The 19,224-nt window shown below is 36.3% G+C and carries 17 protein-coding genes, 1 pseudogene and 1 riboswitch; of the genes and pseudogenes, 4 read left to right on the plus strand and 14 right to left on the minus strand.

All coding sequences use genetic code 11. The annotated features are described in order from the left end of the window. Positions 1 to 333: 333 nt before the first annotated feature. Complete coding sequence (locus ACUN26_RS12945) at positions 334 to 1,566, minus strand: serine hydrolase domain-containing protein (protein WP_000531366.1); 1,233 nt, start codon at positions 1,564 to 1,566, stop codon at positions 334 to 336. 315 nt (positions 1,567 to 1,881) lie between these two features. After that, a complete protein-coding gene (locus ACUN26_RS12950; RefSeq protein WP_000576518.1) occupies positions 1,882 to 3,420 on the minus strand; it encodes a thiol-activated cytolysin family protein in 1,539 nt (512 codons plus the stop codon). Positions 3,421 to 3,869: 449 nt separating this feature from the next. Here ACUN26_RS12950 and ACUN26_RS12955 point away from each other — a divergent pair, with 449 nt between their 5' ends. Further along, positions 3,870 to 4,070, plus strand: coding sequence for a glycosyltransferase (locus ACUN26_RS12955; RefSeq protein ID WP_255253933.1), 201 nt, complete (start codon positions 3,870 to 3,872; stop codon positions 4,068 to 4,070). Between the two features lie 604 nt (positions 4,071 to 4,674). Further along, complete coding sequence (locus tag ACUN26_RS12960) at positions 4,675 to 6,021, plus strand: short-chain fatty acid transporter (protein ID WP_000490047.1); 1,347 nt, start codon at positions 4,675 to 4,677, stop codon at positions 6,019 to 6,021. A 179-nt stretch (positions 6,022 to 6,200) separates the two neighbouring features. On the opposite strand, the gene ACUN26_RS12965 is transcribed toward ACUN26_RS12960, so the two are convergent. From ACUN26_RS12965 to ACUN26_RS12980, 4 genes are all read right to left on the minus strand, one after another. Continuing rightward, positions 6,201 to 6,563 (minus strand): hypothetical protein, encoded by a 363-nt coding sequence (locus ACUN26_RS12965; RefSeq protein WP_001002313.1) that lies wholly within the window; start codon positions 6,561 to 6,563, stop codon positions 6,201 to 6,203. Then, positions 6,560 to 7,135 (minus strand): NAD(P)H-dependent oxidoreductase, encoded by a 576-nt coding sequence (locus ACUN26_RS12970; RefSeq protein ID WP_001101574.1) that lies wholly within the window; start codon positions 7,133 to 7,135, stop codon positions 6,560 to 6,562. Before ACUN26_RS12970 ends, ACUN26_RS12965 begins: the two co-directional genes overlap by 4 nt. Positions 7,136 to 7,157: 22 nt before the next feature. Continuing rightward, a complete protein-coding gene (locus ACUN26_RS12975; protein WP_000271514.1) occupies positions 7,158 to 7,547 on the minus strand; it encodes an SWIM zinc finger family protein in 390 nt (129 codons plus the stop codon). Between the two features lie 262 nt (positions 7,548 to 7,809). Continuing rightward, complete coding sequence (locus tag ACUN26_RS12980; protein ID WP_073990648.1) at positions 7,810 to 8,130, minus strand: hypothetical protein; 321 nt, start codon at positions 8,128 to 8,130, stop codon at positions 7,810 to 7,812. A gap of 40 nt (positions 8,131 to 8,170) precedes the next feature. Beyond that, positions 8,171 to 8,269, minus strand: a riboswitch (SAM riboswitch). A gap of 122 nt (positions 8,270 to 8,391) precedes the next feature. Between ACUN26_RS12980 and ACUN26_RS12985 the strand changes: the two genes are divergently transcribed. Then, on the plus strand, positions 8,392 to 8,583 hold the full coding sequence (locus ACUN26_RS12985; protein ID WP_000545000.1) for a hypothetical protein: 192 nt from the start codon (positions 8,392 to 8,394) through the stop codon (positions 8,581 to 8,583). 33 nt (positions 8,584 to 8,616) lie between these two features. Here ACUN26_RS12985 and ACUN26_RS12990 read toward each other — a convergent pair whose 3' ends face one another. The 7 genes from ACUN26_RS12990 to rraA all read right to left on the minus strand — a co-directional run bounded on the left by ACUN26_RS12990 (position 8,617) and on the right by rraA (position 16,186). After that, the gene (locus ACUN26_RS12990) at positions 8,617 to 9,339 is read right to left on the minus strand and encodes a YwiC-like family protein (protein WP_000779960.1); all 723 of its coding nucleotides are present in this window, start codon (positions 9,337 to 9,339) and stop codon (positions 8,617 to 8,619) included. 184 nt (positions 9,340 to 9,523) lie between these two features. Next, positions 9,524 to 10,225, minus strand: a complete 702-nt coding sequence (locus ACUN26_RS12995; protein ID WP_002093568.1) for an ECF transporter S component — start codon at positions 10,223 to 10,225, stop codon at positions 9,524 to 9,526. Beyond that, on the minus strand, positions 10,198 to 11,859 hold the full coding sequence (locus ACUN26_RS13000) for an ABC transporter ATP-binding protein (RefSeq protein ID WP_002093567.1): 1,662 nt from the start codon (positions 11,857 to 11,859) through the stop codon (positions 10,198 to 10,200). The genes ACUN26_RS12995 and ACUN26_RS13000 overlap by 28 nt, the downstream gene beginning before the upstream one ends. After that, positions 11,832 to 12,710, minus strand: a complete 879-nt coding sequence (locus tag ACUN26_RS13005) for an energy-coupling factor transporter transmembrane component T (protein ID WP_002093566.1) — start codon at positions 12,708 to 12,710, stop codon at positions 11,832 to 11,834. The genes ACUN26_RS13000 and ACUN26_RS13005 overlap by 28 nt, the downstream gene beginning before the upstream one ends. A 22-nt stretch (positions 12,711 to 12,732) precedes the next feature. Beyond that, a complete protein-coding gene (locus ACUN26_RS13010; RefSeq protein WP_000041445.1) occupies positions 12,733 to 13,539 on the minus strand; it encodes a DUF4430 domain-containing protein in 807 nt (268 codons plus the stop codon). A 56-nt stretch (positions 13,540 to 13,595) separates the two neighbouring features. Beyond that, positions 13,596 to 15,368 (minus strand): DUF4430 domain-containing protein, encoded by a 1,773-nt coding sequence (locus tag ACUN26_RS13015; protein ID WP_001241040.1) that lies wholly within the window; start codon positions 15,366 to 15,368, stop codon positions 13,596 to 13,598. Between the two features lie 338 nt (positions 15,369 to 15,706). Further along, the gene (gene rraA, locus ACUN26_RS13020) at positions 15,707 to 16,186 is read right to left on the minus strand and encodes a ribonuclease E activity regulator RraA (protein WP_000266041.1); all 480 of its coding nucleotides are present in this window, start codon (positions 16,184 to 16,186) and stop codon (positions 15,707 to 15,709) included. A gap of 199 nt (positions 16,187 to 16,385) precedes the next feature. Here rraA and ACUN26_RS13025 point away from each other — a divergent pair. After that, positions 16,386 to 17,816 (plus strand): annotated as a pseudogene (locus ACUN26_RS13025) (YfcC family protein). Between the two features lie 153 nt (positions 17,817 to 17,969). Here ACUN26_RS13025 and ACUN26_RS13030 read toward each other — a convergent pair. Further along, positions 17,970 to 18,797, minus strand: coding sequence for an endonuclease I family protein (locus ACUN26_RS13030; RefSeq protein WP_002039134.1), 828 nt, complete (start codon positions 18,795 to 18,797; stop codon positions 17,970 to 17,972). Positions 18,798 to 19,224: the final 427 nt, after the last annotated feature.

The following is a 19,224-nucleotide window of genomic DNA, read 5'->3' on the forward strand; positions in this document are numbered from 1 at the left end:
TATAGAGAGATCCTTTTTTTACTTCTTCTTCTTTTCTGTCGGTTGGCTTTGTTTAGCGAAATTAGATGAATCATCGAAATTTGGTTGCTTTTTACCAGCATTATTACTTCTACCTTTTCCCATATGTAATGCACCTCCCTCCTCCTTACTATTCCCAATAAAAAAATCCTCTTGCATCCAAGAGGATTTTTTGTTGTGCTATTATTAATAATGCCCAACTGTTACCGCAGTACTTCCAATACGGTCCTATCCTAACTTTTAACCATGGTGTTGATCGTGGCCATCAAGCCTATGATTATCTATCCGTCTTGGCGTTTTTCTTTAAACGATACCCTAGTCTTCTTCGATCGCTTGGTAGGCCGTGGTCCAGAAGTCTTGGATAAGATGCGATGGGGCCGGAGTGGACATCCCAACCTGGGTGAACAGAATTCCAATAAACTGTTTATCTGGATCAGCGTAAGCTGAAGTGCCGGTTCCGCCATCCCAGCCGAATTGACCGATAGACGCGTAGTCTCCAAGATAGGTACGCACCGCCATCCCAAAGCCCCAGCCACCTTGGATCCCTTGTCCGAACGACAAATGGACGTTATTTTTGGCCAAATCGTCTCGGTATACTTGTTGTTCAGGAGTAAGACGGTTGGTGGTCATCAGCTGGACTGCGGGCCTAGACAGGATCCGTTTAGTACCATGCATCCCTTTATTCAAAAGCATCTGCAAATACGCGTGATAATCGTCGACGGTTCCAAGCAGTCCACCACCGCCTGCTTGGAATGCTGGAGGTTTGCTGTAACGTCCGCCCACACCTTCATCCCACACGATGAATTCACCTGTCTGCGGATCGGGGTTGAAGGCTGGTGGAAGCCGGTCAATCTTGAGCTCAGGTACGTAGAATCCAGTGTCCTTCATTCCTAGCGGATCGAATATGCGTTCGCGCAAGAACGACTCGAACGTCTGACCCGTGACCCTGGCAACAAGAACACCGATTACTTCTAAACTGATATGATACTGCCACCGCTCTCCGGGCTGATAGCTTAGCGGAAGTGCGCCTAGGCGACGCATAAACTCATCTGGATCGGGCATATCCTGCCCTGGCGTGTCGAATATCCCACTCTCGAAGAACGCGTTCATGATTGGAGAACCCATCAACGTGAGATCCACTCCGAGCCCGAATGTGGAGGTCAACAAGTCTCGTATAGTGATAGGACGCCGTGCTGGGACGGTCTCTTCTAGCGGGCCATCGGGCTGTTTCAACACTTGCCGGTCGGCGAGTTCCGGTAGCCATTTGTCTACTGGGTCGTCTAAATGCAGTTTGCACTCATCGAGCAAAACCATTACTGGTGAAACTGCGATTGGCTTGCTAGTGGACGCCAATCGAAAAATCGTGTCCCGACGCATTAGTGCACCGCCATCATGCCTCATTGTTCCAAGCGCTTCGACGTGCGTCTCGCCGTTTCGGCTGACTAAGGCGACGAGCCCAGGAATCTTTCCAGAATCGATATGCTGCGCCAATACATTGCGCATTTTGCGCAATCCTGTTTCAGAAAAGCCCTTATTGTTTTGTCCCATTTTGTTCTCCTTTAGTTTAATTTCTAATACATATTGACAATCAATTATTAGTTCTTCAAATAGAAAAATTCCCCTTTTTAATAATTTCGACAAAATGTATTTATATACATGGAGGCACCATGCATCACTATCAACCTAAGATAGGCTACATTTATGGGGATTTAATAATGGAGAATGCAATCATTAAAAACATTGATACATCCATTTAAAAATATGATTACAAGATTTGCGAATTGATTATGATACATCTAAAAACACCGATATATTTTCAAACAAGTAAAAAAGCGCCCTGTAAACAGGGCGCTTCGCTCCAACCTAATGACTAATATTAGCAGTTGGGTATAATGTCGTTCCTCCAATTGAAACCTTTATTTCATTTGTTAATGGAACATTTTGTTCATTAATAATTGTTCTCCACCATTCCCATGCAAGACCTGTACATTCTCTCGCTACGACTTTTACATTTTTTGAATTCGGTGGAAGTGGTATAACTGTAGAGAAGTGAGCAGTTTTATCTCTGCCGCTTCCTTCCCAAGTTTTATGTGTTAGTACTTCTTTCCCATTTTGATCATATGAGAATTCATCCCAAGATACATCAAATTGAGCAACATATGCACCGTAATGATCAAGCGTCATTTTAGCACTTGAATATTCTGTAGTTGTAGTCTCAACATAATCTGTATTGTTATGAACAGCAGCAGTTGCATTATCTTTTAAGAAAGTGCTCGTATATGAAATTGGGTATGCTGGATTTTTTTTACTTAACTCTGCATTATCTTTAATGATATTTCGGATTTCATTAAAATCTTTTGTAACAACCTTGTTATGCTCTTTTGCATCTCCGCCTAATACTACAGCGGTAAAGGTACTTTCTTCAAAAATATCTTTGTACTGTCCACTCGTTTCGACGCTGTTATTTTTAAGTAACGCTTTAAAAGCAGCTTGTACATCTTTGCTCTTAGATGTTGTTTCTAATTTCACATAAATGGTTCTGCCATAGGCTACATTTGACACCATAACAGGCGGAGCCGCATTACTTATCCCTTTACGAGTTAACTCACCGAAAGTAACACTATTATCAAAAAGATCTGATGGATTGTTAGGTAGTTCAGCACTTACGGTATAAAATATTTGCTTATATGCCGCAACCATCACTTTTTTCTCTCCATTTGCAACTGCATTAAAGTCAATGTTTAGACTGTTATCAAGATATTTAGCGTTGACATTAAGAGCACTTGCGATTTGTGATTTACTATACACCATGGACTCTGTATACTGCATTCTTGCAGGTAACGAATATGTTGATGCATACTTCTCATTCCAAGTAGATACTAAATCATCTACTGCTCCAGACACATTACTATATGTCGGATTCTGGACAGATATCGTATTTTCTTTCCTCATTCCAGGTAAGTCTATACTAATATTTAAAGGTTTTCTCTTAGCCACTAATAAACTAGGTTGATTATCGGCAAAAGCTTTATTTGCAAGTTGTACTGCTCCTGGATACGTACGATTAGCTACAGAATCAATAATCGAAATATCGACCGGTGACGTTGTAAGTGATTTTTTTTCACGCTCAACTACTACAAATTTACCATTTGAATTGATACTTTCTTTCGGAACAAAACTCTCTACTTTATCACCATTTACTGCTAAAATATCTCTACTATCATACTTTAAATTTGCTATACCATTATTAATGTCACTAGCATTTTTTGCTGCATCAGTTGCATTACCTGTTTGCGTTTCCGCGAAAGAAATAGATGAATAATGAATAGTGCATAAACTAACTAACACACATGCTAGGAATTTTATTTTTTTATTACTTTTCTTAATTTTCAGAAAAATCACCCCGTTCTTTTTTTATATTAAATATGATAATGATTGCTAATTAATAAACTTACATAAATGCTTTTAAAAGTTCTTGAACTAACGGAATTACCCCACCTAAAAATTTCAAAACTGCCATTGCGATTTCCATATTGCTTCCTCCTCTTTGTTGTATTAAAGATGTGTTGAATATTTATGTCTTCATTATAATAAGCTTTTACATTTGCATCAATTCATTTTTAAATGCAATATTACATATTGGAGGAAGAACATTTTTTTGCTAGATTGATGATGGAATAGAACCATATGCCCATCACCCTGAAGTTTTGGTGTCCCCCACAACGATAAAAACAAATCACTTCATGTGACACCTAAATCCAACGTTAAGATTAGTGCACAATTTAATAGAACTTGGAGATAATAGTGTCTAGTATTCAGCAAATGATTTTGAAAAAAAACAGGCGCACAATATTAGCCATTGTGGGATAAACAGCATAAGTGAATCACTTTATTTTGAAGTTCTTCTAGTTATGCTCCCTTTAATAAATGATCAGCATACAATCGCTGAACGAGTACACGAACTTGGCGCAGGGTTTATGTTACATATTCAGCAATTATCGGCCGAGGATTTAAAACATGCCGTCAATGAGGTGTTGCAGAACCCTTTTTAACTAAGGTGCTAGTCTGACAAATTCATCTATAAATTTCATAATCAAAGCATAAATGATAAGACTTATAGGTAATACATTTACAACTAAAGCGAAAATTCTTTTACTTAATTTCTCTGTGCTGAACATTGAAAGAATGCTTACAGGTACACTAAATATAGAAAGATAGAATGTGAGTAATACTAACATTCTTATCATATAATTCCCACTATCGTCTACACTACTTAATAAATTGTAAATTGGTAAGATAATAATCGTAGCAATCGCTGTCAAAGAGGATATTTTAGTAAATACATTCAAATTTCTCCTTACCAATCCTTTCACCTCTCTTTTATATTCATTACAATGCTCCTATTAGTTCATTCATTTTTTTACAGGTAGAAATAAGCATTTGCTCCATTCGTTCCTCTTATATTGAAAGGCATGTAGTACTCCCCCTCTTAAAAATATTTCAAATCAAAATGAAAAAACGTTTTGAAATATAAATTCAATCTATCAATACATTACAACAAAAATCTATAGATATCAGAATTTTCAATTTATTAAAGGTTATCCTCCAAACAACCTCGAACATTGTAAGAAACATACATAAGGAGGTTGATCTATTTTGTTTCGTTCTTTTACAAATGGTTGCGTCACCTTAGTGCAACGTTTCTTGCCAGAACCGTTTATTTTATCATGTTTATTAACTGTTTTTGTTATCTTCTTCGGCATGTTTGCAACTCACCAAACACCGGTCGAAATGATTAATCATTGGGGTAATGGCATTTGGGGACTTCTCGCCTTTTCTATGCAAATGGCACTAGTACTTGTCACTGGATCTGCTTTAGCGAACGCTCCTCTTATTAAAAAGGGGTTAACGAAAGCTGCCAGGCTACCGAAAACGAATGGCCAAGGTATTATTGCCATTTCAATTGTAAGTTTACTTGGTGCATACATAAACTGGGGATTTGGTATTGTTGTATCTGTTTTATATGCAAAAGAAGTTGCAAGACAACTTGAAGGATTAGATTACAGATTAGCAATTGCTTCTTCTTACTCTGGATTTCTCATTTGGCATGCGGGTCTTTCTGCTTCTATCCCTCTTACGTTAGCTACTGGCGGTGAAACGTTAATTAAAACGACAGCTGGAAGTATTAAAGAAGCGATTCCAATAACAGAAACGTTATTCTCACCATACGCTCTCGTTCCAGTTATTATCTTTCTCATTACGATGCCACTCATTAACCGGGCAATGCATCCCGATGAAAAACATACGGTAACAGTAGATCCTAGCGTATTTCATGAAGAAGCTGCTGCTATAGAAGTAGAGCCAAAAACAGTCGCTGAAAAAATGGAAAATAGCATCATTATTACACTTTGCGTTGGGTTATTAGGTCTCATTTATATTTTCAATTACTTTTATACGAAAGGTTTTAACCTTACACTCGATATCGTTATTTTTATGTTATTAATTGCTGGTCTTATTTTTCACCGGACTCCGATTCAATATATTCGTGCTTTTTCAGACTCTACAAAAAGTGCTTCTGGCATTCTACTTCAGTTTCCGTTTTACGCAGGAATTATGGGTATGATGATTGGAGTAAATAGTGAAGGTCTTTCTCTTGGAGGAGCTATTTCTAATTTCTTTATTAGTATTTCAAACGAAACGACTTTCCCGCTCTTTACTTTTTTAAGTGCTGGCATCGTTAATATTTTTGTTCCATCTGGTGGCGGTCAATGGGCTGTACAGGCACCCATTATGATTCCAGCTGGTGCTGAACTTGGTGTACCTGCTGCAAAAACAGCAATGGCAATTGCGTGGGGCGATGCTTGGACGAATTTAATTCAACCTTTCTGGGCATTACCAGCGTTAGCGATAGCTGGTTTAGGTGCTCGTGATATTATGGGATTTTGCGTTGTGAACTTACTATATGCAGGATTTATCATTAGTTTATGCTTCTTATTTATTTAAACGAAAAGCTAGTTTTATACTAGCTTTTTTACATAATAAATCATTTACCCCGCATTAACAGGCAGTAAACTCCCACCCCATACCAGCTAGAGCAAAGCGGTTAGGTGGGAAATCAACTGCCTGTAAATGCCCGATTGGTGAAGGCTAATAATCAGTGGGAAGAACAAAACCCCCACTGATTAAAGTTTCACTTTATTTCCCACGCAATTTATAATCGTCTTCCACTCTATCTCCGTAAGGTTTAATGCCTCAAATGCAAAAAAATCTTTACATATCTTTTCAATCAGATATGGATTTTCCCTCAAGAAATTCCACTGTAACGCTTTAGGAAGAAAATACGTTTCATACTCTTTACTTCCTCTTACTACCTCATCGACTTCTCTTTCACAAATCCCTCTTATTAAATAATCATTTCTTAATTGGATCTTCATTTGTTGAAACGTTTCACTATATTTCTTCAATTGGATTAAGCAATTAATATAGGTACGAAAAAGTTCGTTATCATACTGACAACAATTTATAATACGATCAATTTCATTCATAATGTACGAGCCTTTTCTTCTATTTGTAATAACCACTTTTCCCGCTTCTCTCGTTTACTCGTTTTCACAGATTGAAAAACAGATCGTTTTATATCGCGAATGCCGCAAAAACGTAAAACACCTCTCTTCATCATAATCCAATCTGCTGATCGATATAATAGGGCGACGTACCATAACGGTGAATCTAACGTATTAATTACCCACGCCTTCTTTCCTTTCAATAAGCCCTTCGGCAAGGCACCTTCATATTTATAAGCAAATCCAGCTACGAAAATGCGATCAATAAACCCTTTTAAAATAGCAGGCATCCCCCACCACCATATCGGATATATGAATAAAAGAGTATCTGCTTCTGCCACTAACGTTCTGTACCAAGCTGTTTCTTCTTCATTTACTAAATCACGCCTTTTCTTCTCTTCATTAAATACGAGCACCGGATCAAATTGTTCCTTATATAAATCAAGTACTGTAACAGAATGATTTTTCCCCTGTAGTCCTTTTTGCACATGCTCTAAAATCGCCTCGTTAAAACTGGAAGGATTAGGATGAGCGTATATAATTAATACGTTCATTACAAAACAACTCCCTCTATAGTTAAAGTTTCCCCTTCTTTAACATCTTCTCTACAATTTGTACGTTTTTCGAACTTTGTAATAAACGGTTTAATACGGTAAGTAACTCTTCCTTGTCTAAATCTTTCAGTTTCTCTTTCACCGTACGCTCACCAGCACCTTGAATATCATAAACAACTGCCGCCATATGCTTGCAAAGATTCTCATAAGGACACTCGCAGCTACTTTCTGTAAAATCTTCAAGATCAATAATCACTTCATAATTTCCTGCATTTCCAGTAACGAAAGCAATTACTTTCTTGTCTTGTATTTCAACATCTTCTACATGTCCATCTTCATAATATTCATATCCCTTATCTATAATGTACTTTGGGATCCATTTCGTTATATCTTTTAATAAGTAAGCGTACATATTTGCACCTCTTCCTTTAATTCCCTTTTGACTTCAAAAAACCTGCATGTTATTCTAATAACTGTCAAGTAGCGAGTCTACGTGACAAAACGACTGACACCTATTCGGCGGAGGTGTCTCTTTTCATTTGCAGCCGATATGAATTGCCTCTTTCAGGCACATTCAATTTTTGACACTACACACTCAACACCATTCCCTGTATCAGGCTGCATTAGCAGTCTTTTACTCTACATACTTCGCTATTTCAAGAAAAAAAGAGAGACTAGCTCCCTTTTCTCGCCTTATAAAATACCCCTTTTTCAGTATAGAGATATTCATCATCAGCTAATGTAATTTTCCCATCCAGTTTGAGTTCATCTAATAGTCTTGATAAATAAAATTGATGTAACATTTTTTTCGTGAATTTTCCTTCATGATGCGAAACGATATGTTCTTGAATATCTAACAATGATATTGGCTTATCTTGCTCTATCATATATTCATAAACTGTACTACGCAGTTTTACGTATTTTTCGAGTGTCACAGTAATCCGCAACCCCTTTCTTCTTAATATAAATTTTCGTAATCGGTTTTTTTGCAACAAAAAAACCTCTCCGATAAGAAGAAGTTACGTATATATCTTCGTCTTATCTCCCAGAACAAATATGTTCTGCTGGAATTAGCACCTGCATCGCGGTTGCTGGGTTTCATCGGGCCAGTCCCTCCACCTCTCTGGATAAGAAAATATTCACTTAAATCTTACTATACGTAATTTCATTTCAATTGTCAAACAAATACAACAAATTATATTTTCTTTCTTCCTGTTCATACTATACATATATGAATATGCAAGGAGGATTATGAAATGCACGAAAATGCTCGCGGATATGTACAAGATTCTTTTCAATCATTACAAGAAGCAAAACATTGTTTAGAAGAAGCATTACAGACTGTCGAAAAAGATTTTAATCGTGCTCGTATTGAGCAATCTCTTTATGCGATCGAACAAGCTATTCAACGCTGCGATTACACGGTTCACATTTTAGAACAAGATTGAAAAAAACTTCCCATCATAAGGTGGGAAGTTTTTTCAAATGGCATACTTCATAATTATTGCCGTTATGATTAAAAAATATACAGAATTAACAATTTCTAAAATCCCTACTTTTATGATAGAAATTTTTTTGCCATACAACATAATTGCCCGAATGACACTTGGTATAAAAATAAGAGAGCACCATGGATTGGTAACAAATATAATTATCGTTAATACGATATGATAACCCCATGATATAATACGATACTTCGGATTATTTTTTTCACGAATCATTGTCTTCACATAAAACGTACTTCCTAAAAAATATAAAAATGAAATAATCGCAATAAATAAAGCTGTTTTATCTATGAGTTTCATTGAAAAATAATAACTAACTAAACCACCTATACAGAAAACGATAATTGCGCAAATGTCATTTAGCAGTGCTCTTTCATTCTTTTGACGAGCGTAATACATATTTACTATAAATAATGGAATCATTGCTGCTACGAATAAAAGAACTCGCCATTCATATAATAGAGAAATCATCCCAAATACGAACGCAATAATAAAATATACAATTGCTGCATGTAAAAACTCTTTTTTTCGTTTTTGTTTTATGTACATGAGAAATGGATACGTAGCTAAATAGATAAAGAACCAAGCTAAAAACAATGGAATATGATAAAAAGTAGGTTTCCCAAGTATGACACTTAATAGAAATGGGATAACAAGCATGGCCCATGCACCATGTTGCTTCGGAATAACTAACTTCATTAACTATACACCTCCCTCTTGAAAGAAGTTCTCACCTACTATTATACAAATAATTTTATATAATAACGGATGTATATTGGATCTATTTTTTGACAATAAAAAATGCTTCTTACAATATGTAAGAAGCATGAAAGAGGCAAACGAATATGTAAGTCGCGACCCTACCTTATATAAGTATGCTTTTCTATGTCATGTTATGCTCATCTAATATACCGTATTTCTTTTTAAACCTTGTGAGAATCGTAATCCACGAAGTACTAAATAGTAGTAGGAAAATAACATTTGAAATCGCATGACTTAAGTCAAAGTAAAAACTCGCGACATAGTACGCAATGACGGTTTCCCACGTTGCTTCTCGTATAAAACCGAGAAGTCCCCAGAAGTTCATAATCCAACCAAATAAAAATCCAACAATTAATCCGTATAGGAGTCTTCCCCATAGCTTTTTCATGAAAAATGTATTACGTAATAGTCCAGCTATAAAACCAATCATACCCCACGAAAACATTTGCCACGGTGTCCACGGACCTTGTCCTAAAAAAATGTTCGATACGATAGCGGCTGTTGCCCCGATCATAAAACCAGTTTCACTCCCAAACACGATTGCAGAAACGATAATGACAAAGGAAGTTGGTTGTACACTTGGTAAAATAGAAAATGGTACGCGGCTAACCGCAGCAATTGCTGCTAACACGGCAACGAGAACAATTTCACGTGAAACAAACGCCTTCCTTTCAAAACGGATATAGAAAGGTAACATAATAACAGCTAATAAAAACAAACTACTTACCATGTAATAGCCGTCCATGAGGAGTGTAGTAAAGAGTAATGTGCCTATTATAAACGCAAAAATACATATTATGAATGCAATATATCGTTTGGACACGCTTCGTACACATCCTCCCACGTTAATGCATATGGCAATTCTTTTCGAATGAATCGATTAATAGATGTTGTATAAAAGAAGTTACCGCTAAAAAATTCTTTCGGTGCATCATTCATAATGACTGTTCCATCAAATAACATCATGCACTGATCAACATATTTCGCTGCGAACTCAATATCATGCGTTGCCATTACAATGGTTGTACCTTCTTTTTGTAATTTCCTAAATAGCTCCCCTACTCTTTCTTTCTTCCATGGGTCTAACCCTTTTGTCGGTTCATCAAGTAGTAATAGCGTTGGTTTTGATAATAACGTTGTACATAATGCAAGTAGTTGTTGCTCTCCCCCGCTACAATCATGTGGATGGCGCTCTTTAAGCGAATGTAACCAAAACTGTTTCAACATATCTTTTGCTATTTCTTTTCCTTGTTCTCCATATAATTCACGAGCACGTTCATAAACTTCTTGCCACACTGTATCAAATGTAAAATGATAATACGGATGCTGTGATACATACCCGATCCTTTTAAATCGTTCTTTCGAATCAATTTTATGTATCACTTTACCATGCCACTTTACTTTCCCTCTTCTCGCTTTTTGCAATCCTGCTAAAATCGTTAACAGTGTAGACTTCCCAGTACCATTTTTCCCAACGAGCGCTACCCATTTTCCTTTTTCAATCGCAACTGTTAAATCTCGTAAAATAAGCGGACTATTTTTTTCATATTGAAAAGAAATATGTTCTGCACTTAACATTACTTCTTGTTTTTCACGTTGTACCATCTGCTCATTCACATATGATATCGCTGAAAAGTCATTCATTTTCATTTGTGCTTCTCGCACTGTAAACGGAATATCTCTCGCATTCCATTCTAAAAACAACCTTGGAATTTGCGGAATAAATGGACGGAAGTTTTCTACTTTCCACATTTTCGCTATAACTGTTTTAGGACTACCATCATAAACAATTCGGCCGTTATCCATACAAACAACGCGTGTTGCAAGTGGTATCACTTCATCTAAACGATGTTCACTTAAAATAATCGTAATTCCAAGTTCTTCATTAATACGTTTTAACAATCCTAAAAACTCTTTCGCAGCAATTGGATCTAATTGCGCCGTTGGTTCATCTAATAATAATAGTTTCGGCTGCATAACTAATACCGCAGCTAAATTGACAAGTTGTTTTTGCCCACCAGATAACGTATGAACAGATTGATGCAATAAATCTTGAAATCCTAAGAAGCTAATGAGCTCGGCTATTCGTTTTTGAATAATATGTGATGGTAATCCGATATTTTCTAAAGAAAATGCTAATTCTTGAATCACTGTATCCATTACAAGCTGATTTTCTGGGTTTTGAAATACCATCCCAATTTCTTGGGCAGATAATAAGTCAGGTACTTCCTCTAATAATACATCTTCATAAAACATCTCTCCCGAACGCGTGCCAATTGGAAGTAACTCCTTTTTAAAATGTTTTAATAATGTCGTCTTCCCAGATCCGGATCCTCCAGCTAGCGCTATAAACTCTCCTTTTTGAATAGAAAGAGAAATATGCTGTAACGCTTTTTCATTTTCATCAGCATATACAAATGATAAATTGTTTATTTCTGCATGCGCCACCATATCCATTCCCTTCCTTCCATTATGATTGGTAAACTAATAAACAGCGTAAATGCTACAAACATCATTCCATCGTATTGGTGGAATAGAATAAATTCGACTTTCGGATAAATGATCAATTTTCCTCCGCCATACTTACTACATATGATAGCAGTTATAAATAAAATCATTAAATAACTGAGCGTATACCAATCACGTTTTTCCATTCTATACCGAATATACGTCGTACGTTTCGTTACACCAAATCCACGAGCTTGCATAGAATCTGCCGTTTGAAGTGCATCTTCTAACGAGCAAATTAATAATACTTGCAGTAACTGCATGCCATTTTTCACTCGTTCAACAATTGAACCTGAATCTACCTGCACACCTTTTGTCTTTTGGACGAGTGTTATTTTCTGTAATCGTCTAATAAACAAAGGCACAAACCTCACTGTAATCATCGTTAACAATGCAACTTTCGGTGAAATTCTCGAAAACAAATATAAAAATTTATGACTTGAAATAATATCATTATACGAAGCAAACGTAAACATAATCGCAACTAGTAATAACCCCATTACTAGTCCAAACATAATTGCCTCCAGCTTAATACGGCTATCACCTAACCAAAATAACGTAGTTCGACCTCTATGCGTTAATAACGAATTAAATAAAATTACCATAAAAAAGAATACGATTGTGCTCGGTAACATCTTTCTTATCTTTTCGCTATTCCCTTGTATCACATTTAAAATAACGATTAATAAAATTGCTCCAATTAAAAAAAGAGGATGAAGACACATCATACATAGTATCATCACCCCAATATAATAGAAAAAATTCACAAAAGGATGTAAAGAAGAAAAACTTATTTTCATAGTCCTTTACCGAATGCCTTTCTTATTTTAATACATATACCCACTCAATTGTATCTCCTGGTTTTACTGTAACTACACCAGCACTACGGTTCGGAAATGCACCATTCACACGATATTTCCATCCACTAGTATCGGCAATATCTTTTTCATATAAATCATTAATACCTTTTACATAAATACTATCTTTTGATCCACTTGCATCAACATCTAATCCTGTACGCTGCAACACTTTATAAACAGTATCACCTTCTTGTACATCAACCTTTTTCGCACCTAATAAGTACCCTTCATGTCCTTTTACGGAGATAGTAACTTGTTTTGCTTGTGGTTTAGGTACCGGTACTGGATCTGGTTTTGGTGGTACAGGAGTTGGTACGGGCGGAGTCGGTATCGTTTTATTCTCTTTATTCGGATCTACCTTTTGCTCCTGCTTTGGTGTTTCTTTCGGCTGATTGACAACCTTTGCTTCTTCTTTTACTTCCTGTGCTTTCGGTTGCTGTTGTTTCTCTTCTTGTGCTTTTTGTTGTTCTGGTTGTTTAGTAGCAGATTGCTCCTGAGGTTTCTCTTCTTTCTTTACTTCAGGTTGTTCCTGCGGCTTTTCCTCTTTCGGCTGCTCTGCTACTTTTTGTTCTTGTTTCTCTTCTTGTTGTTTCTGTTCCGGCTCAGCTTGTTTCTCTTCCGGTTTCACTTCTTCTTTCGGTTCTTCTTGTTTTGCTACCTCTTCTTGCTTTGGCTCTACTTTCTTCTCAGGCTTTACAGCCGCCTCTTCACATCCGGCAAGTAGCCCGAGTGAAAGCATTAAAGAAATGAACCACTTCATCTTACTCATGTTCTCTCTCACCTTTCATATAAAAATTAGGAGCAAATCATTGCTCCTAATTTTTGTTAAGCTGCTTTACGTCTCCATAATACATATGCAGAAGCAATACATAATACACCCATACCTACTTCTGTAGCTGTACTATGAGAAGATGCTCCTGTTTTCGGTAGCATGTTTTCATTTTTAACTGGTTTATTATCTACAACAACTTTTACATCTTCATCTTTTGTTTCTTGTTGTATTTGTTTTTGTTCTTTCGGTTCTTCAGTAATTTCTTTTTCTATTACCTTATTTTCTGGCTCTTCAATCGGTTTCGGCTTAATTACTTCATCATCGCCTACATTAGACCAGTCATAAATAGACTTTCCGATTTCTTTAAATTGAACTAACGCTAAAAGAGCTTGCTCTGTAGCCATTCCGTTACCATTTTGATCACTTGGTAACCATTTAAATTCACCATTTGGAAGTTGATATGACAGCAGACTTTGCACTGCCTTATGAAGACGATTTTGATCTACATCTTTAACAAGTGATAATCCAATAATTGCTTGCGCAGTACTATTAGAATTCTCTTGTCCATCAGCAGAAAAACCACCATTTTTTAGCTGTTCGTTATATAAATACGCAACAGCTTTTTGTACAGCTGGTTTCACATCTGATCGATCTTGATAAGGTGCTAACGCGGATAAAACCATACCTGTTACATCGACGCTACTAGCACTATCTTTACTACCTGAACTAGTATAAGTCCAGCCACCATCTGTATGTTGCGTGTTTAAAATTGCATCTACTAAAGCAACTCGATTCCACTTTGCTTCGACTGGAATTTCATATTTATTCGTATCAAAGGCAAGTAACGCAAATGTATAACCTGTAACAGAATTTACTTTATCAGATTCATACAATTTTTGAACTAAGTTATGTCCGCCTACCTTTTTAGGGTCTGCACTCATTGCATTCATCATAATAATCGTTCTAGCTAAATCTGTTGCTGAAAAACGATTTATACGCTTTTCCACTTTTTCTGTTACTGCCTTAACATAATTTAATTGCGCCTCAATTGGTACATTCTTTCCAGAACGAGAAAGCCCTAGAGCTACCCAATCACTCTCTATTCCATCTTGTAACATCTTTTCAGACGTTTTAGAAATTGCTTCGTTTACTTGCGCTGCTGGAACTTGAATGTTCTCTTGCTTTGGTTGTTCTGGTGTTTTTGTTCCATCTGGATTTTCCTGTTTTGGATCATCTGTTTTTGGCTCTTCTGGTTTCTCTTGTTTTGGATCATCCGTCTTTGGTTCTTCTGGTTTCTCTTGTTTTGGATCATCCGTCTTTGGTTCTTCTGGTTTTTCTTGTTTTGGATCATCTGTTTTTGGTTCTTCTACCGTTTTACAAGTACCAAATTTATCTAATGTTTGTTGTAATGTTTCTTGACTCATATTGCTCCAGTCTGAAACAAAACGGAAAACAACAACATCTCCAGATTTTAATTTATAACTATCCGCTCCAACTTCTGCAGATTTATCATTTACATCATACAGCCAGCCACTTGTAGCCCCGGCCATTAGCCCATCAATGCCTTTTACATACGTTCCAAACGACATCGTTTCAGCTTCTACTTTGTCCCCCATGACTTTTTGCAGCAAACTTAAAGCTGTTTCCCCATCTTTAATTTGCTCTTCTTTCGGACATAACATAATGCCATTTTGTGATTCACCAACAATTGCAAGTTTTGCTGTATTTCCTTCAGCAAACGTAATATGTACTGTATTCGCAAAAGAAACAAATACAAGTATAACTGCCATTAACGACGTAAGCAGCCATTTTTTCAACATTGCCATCCCAAAATTTCCTCCCTTACTACTATTCACACAAAAAAAGACCCTTCAAGGGCGTGCAATTGACACTCTTTTTTTGTAAGTGTCGAACAAACTGTGCAACACCTCCTACCCGCATCATTCGCCGCTATATTTGTATAGGAAAAATAATTTTGTTCATGAACGTATCATTGTGATAACATTCACTTTTTTAGGCACGACTTACTTCCATTTAAGTTATCGTAAAACGATAAACCTATACATTCTGTTAATTTTAAATTTCTGTATTATTTTACTATTGACAAAGAATTTTGTCCATGCTTTATCGGATTTATTTTCTAAGAATAGTAACTTACTAACCTTTAACGACGCAAACTTTTTTCACTAATAATGACGCCATCTTCATCCACATAAACATAATCATTTGGCTTCCATTCTACTTGTCCAAATTGCAATGAAATATTTCGTTCTCCTTTCCCTTCTTTTACACTTCTATTTGGCATCGTCCCTAACGCTAAAATACCAATATTAATATTCTTTAGTTCACTAGAATCACGAACATATCCATTTACAATAATTCCTGCCAGCTTTCTTTCCTCTGCAATAGCTGCCAAATTATCACCGAGTAACGCACAATTCGTAGACGCTCCACCATCAACAACTAATACCGTTCCTTCCGGTAATGTTTGTAATCCTTCCTTCACTAGTACATTATCATCCTTCACTTTCACCGTTGCAATTTTCCCGTGGAATTGTTCTTTCTTCCCAAAAGATCGAAAAGACTGGCGACATATTTGTAACTCCTTTTCAAACTCATCACATAGATCCGTAGTTTTCCACATCTTTTTCCCTCTTTTCCTTTTACTTTCTATTTAACATATTCTTGGATTATTTTCGTTTCCCTGTCTAATGTTGCAATAATTTGTATGTGCAGGAAAGGACAGAAAAACTATTGCCTTAAGAAGCCACCTTTATTATAATCTATTTCACAGATAAATTTCAGAATATTAAAAATAAACCAAGTGAAAAAGGAGGGATTTTATGCAATTACAAACTGAGGTAAAAAAACAACCTAGTAAACGAAAGTTTAAAATGCCTGACGCGTACGTACTACTATTTTTTATTGCCTTACTTTGTGCAATAGCTACTTATTTCGTTCCTGCTGGAGAATTTAAAAGAGTAACAAACGGGACTGTTACAACGACAATACCAGGAAGTTATCATTCTGTTCCACAATCGCCAGTAGGGTTTGTTTCTTTTTTTACCGCTATTGAAAAAGGAATGACACTTGCTGCTCCTATCATCTTCTTAATTTTATTTACAGGTGGAGCCATTGCCATTCTTGAAAAAACAGGTGCTCTTGACGGTTTAATCTATCATGTGATTAACAAATTTCGGAATCAGCAATTACTTTTCATTTGTATTGTCGCCGCACTCTTTTCTCTTCTCGGAACGACTGGCATTATCGTTAACTCAGTTATCGGCTTTATCCCCATCGGCATCATCGTTGCACGCACATTGAAATGGGACGCTATCGTTGGCGTAGCAATTATTTATTTAGGCACTTATGCTGGTTTTAATGCTACTATATTATCTCCCTCACCTTTAGGCATTTCACAAAAAATCGCAGAACTTCCGATGTTTTCAGGGATTGGGTTACGTACAGCAATCTATATCTCTTTTTTAATTGCTACCATTTTGTATATTAATTGGTATATAAAACGTTAAAAAAAATCGAATAAAGGAAGCATACTCGGCGATAACTGGTTTCCAAGTAATGCTCTTTCAAGAGAGAGAGAAATAGAGAAAACTGAAGTTCCTTGGACAATACGTCACAAATTAATTTTACTCGTCTCAGCTTTATCATTAATTGTATTTTTAATAGGGGCTTTTCGACTACATTGGACAGATGCAGAAATGACCGCTACTTTTATTTTCATCGCAATTACAGCAGGAATAATAGGCGGTATGAAAGCGAACGATATCGCTTCTACTTTTCTAGCAGGCTGCCAAAATCTCATATACGGTGCTTTGATCGTCGGAATGGCTCGCTCTATTTCAGTCATTCTAGAACAAGGCAAATTACTTGATACAATTGTTAATCAACTCGCACAGTCTCTCGAAGGACATAGCCCTGTATTTGGCGTTATCGGTATGTATGTAAGTAGTGCCGCATTACATTTCCTCATTTCATCTGGGACAGGAGAATCTGTTATTTTCATTCCGATATTAGCTCCATTAGCTGATTTCATGCACATTACACGCCAAGTTACAGTACAAGCTGTTATGCTCGGCGAAGGTGTAGTGAACTGCTTAAATCCAACTTCCGGTGTTTTAATGGGCGTTCTCGCAGCTAGCGGCATTTCTTACGGAAAATGGATTCGATTTATGGCTCCACTTGCATTCATTTGGTTTATCATTGGACTTATTTTTCTTATTATTGGAGTGAATATTGAGTGGGGACCGTACTAAAAGGTTTACAATATACTTAACTTAATGATACAAAAACATCTATTCTATTTTCCTCTCCAATCCTATGAAAATTATTGATTCTAGTATAGATGTAAGAAGGGATTGATCATTATGATCAATCCCTTCTTACAAAATATAATACCTTTACAAATCTTAGTTCCAAATTTTATTTACCCATTCCGGATGATCAATAAAAGGATTGCGATTATGTTGATATTTTGTAAAAATTATTTCATTACGCTTTCGCTCTAAATCATCGACCGGATCTTGTTCATTCCATTTTAGTAATACAGAGAGTTTCCCCATGTACGGATCTTTATTGTTATTCACCTTTTCATTTAGTTCCAAATCTATTTCACCGCTATCCCCTTCGTAACGAACAGCCATGTAAAACAGCATTCTAGCGATGTCTCCTTTTACGCTATCACGAGGTTCCCAAGAATCACTATCATATTTACATTCTGTCGCTTCCAAATGATTCACACCACCATTATCAAAATCCAGATTTCCACGTGAACTATTTACAGATACATCCGTCGCTCTTAAATGATGCAGATCTGTTCCAGGTCCTGCAGCCGTTCCAAAATCACCATGAGATTTTGCCCAAACATGCTCTCGGTTCCAGTTATTAACTCCTGAACCATTCGTAAGTTTCCCTTGCGAACGCCCAGTATATAAGAGTATTACATTGTTTTTATTATTTGGATCTTCATCCGTATCTCTTAGCGCTTCCCAAACCGCACTGTATGATAACTTTGTATGATCATCAATAATATTATGAAGTTCCTTCTTTAGTTCCAAACCCGTTTTTCCTATTGCATTATTATAATATGTATCGTCATAGCTTTTTACAGTCATCTCTTGTGGTGATACAGAAGCTACTTCACCATGTATAGTATCTGTGAATGATAGAGATGCAGAACCTAAAATAAAGAATGAAGATAGTGTAACCATAGCAAGCTTTGTATTTCGAAACTTCATATACCCATTTCCCCTTTAAAATATAATTTGAAGTCATTTACTAAAAATGTCCTCCCTAAAACTACGAAAACGTTTAAAACTCCATTCCCCTTCTCTTTTTATTTAATACAAAACCCTATTCAGTCTGTATCATTTCCATACTTTTGGTTTATCTACTTTTCAAACAAATTCACTTTTCACAAGGAATATCCTTCCCTAGTAAAGATTATTAAACTATTCTTTACAATTAAAAAGTAGTTTAATGTTAACTTATAAATTTCAATTTTTTTATGCAATTATGCATATTTAATAAATTTTTCAAAAAAAACCGTGCAATAAAACAGATAGAGTCTAGGACAGCAATCGTACAAATCGAGATGATAGCTCGGCTCTTCCTTTTTCCATAACTGTCTTTATTTTTTGTGTAAAACTCTTCTTTCTCTGAAAA

Source organism: Bacillus sp. WC2503 (genome assembly GCF_052682895.1).

What these genes read in the sequence shown, in the direction of transcription:
- ACUN26_RS12945 (WP_000531366.1), bottom strand. Translation starts at nt 1,566, where the DNA reads ATGGGACAAAACAATAAGGGCTTTTCTGAAACAGGATTGCGCAAAATG.
- ACUN26_RS12965 (WP_001002313.1), bottom strand. Translation starts at nt 6,563, where the DNA reads ATGAATGAAATTGATCGTATTATAAATTGTTGTCAGTATGATAACGAA.
- ACUN26_RS12970 (WP_001101574.1), bottom strand. Translation starts at nt 7,135, where the DNA reads ATGAACGTATTAATTATATACGCTCATCCTAATCCTTCCAGTTTTAAC.
- ACUN26_RS12975 (WP_000271514.1), bottom strand. Translation starts at nt 7,547, where the DNA reads ATGTACGCTTACTTATTAAAAGATATAACGAAATGGATCCCAAAGTAC.
- ACUN26_RS12985 (WP_000545000.1), top strand. Translation starts at nt 8,392, where the DNA reads ATGCACGAAAATGCTCGCGGATATGTACAAGATTCTTTTCAATCATTA.
- ACUN26_RS12990 (WP_000779960.1), bottom strand. Translation starts at nt 9,339, where the DNA reads ATGAAGTTAGTTATTCCGAAGCAACATGGTGCATGGGCCATGCTTGTT.
- ACUN26_RS13000 (WP_002093567.1), bottom strand. Translation starts at nt 11,859, where the DNA reads ATGGATATGGTGGCGCATGCAGAAATAAACAATTTATCATTTGTATAT.
- ACUN26_RS13005 (WP_002093566.1), bottom strand. Translation starts at nt 12,710, where the DNA reads ATGAAAATAAGTTTTTCTTCTTTACATCCTTTTGTGAATTTTTTCTAT.
- ACUN26_RS13010 (WP_000041445.1), bottom strand. Translation starts at nt 13,539, where the DNA reads ATGAGTAAGATGAAGTGGTTCATTTCTTTAATGCTTTCACTCGGGCTA.
- ACUN26_RS13015 (WP_001241040.1), bottom strand. Translation starts at nt 15,368, where the DNA reads ATGGCAATGTTGAAAAAATGGCTGCTTACGTCGTTAATGGCAGTTATA.
- rraA (WP_000266041.1), bottom strand. Translation starts at nt 16,186, where the DNA reads ATGTGGAAAACTACGGATCTATGTGATGAGTTTGAAAAGGAGTTACAA.
- ACUN26_RS13030 (WP_002039134.1), bottom strand. Translation starts at nt 18,797, where the DNA reads ATGAAGTTTCGAAATACAAAGCTTGCTATGGTTACACTATCTTCATTC.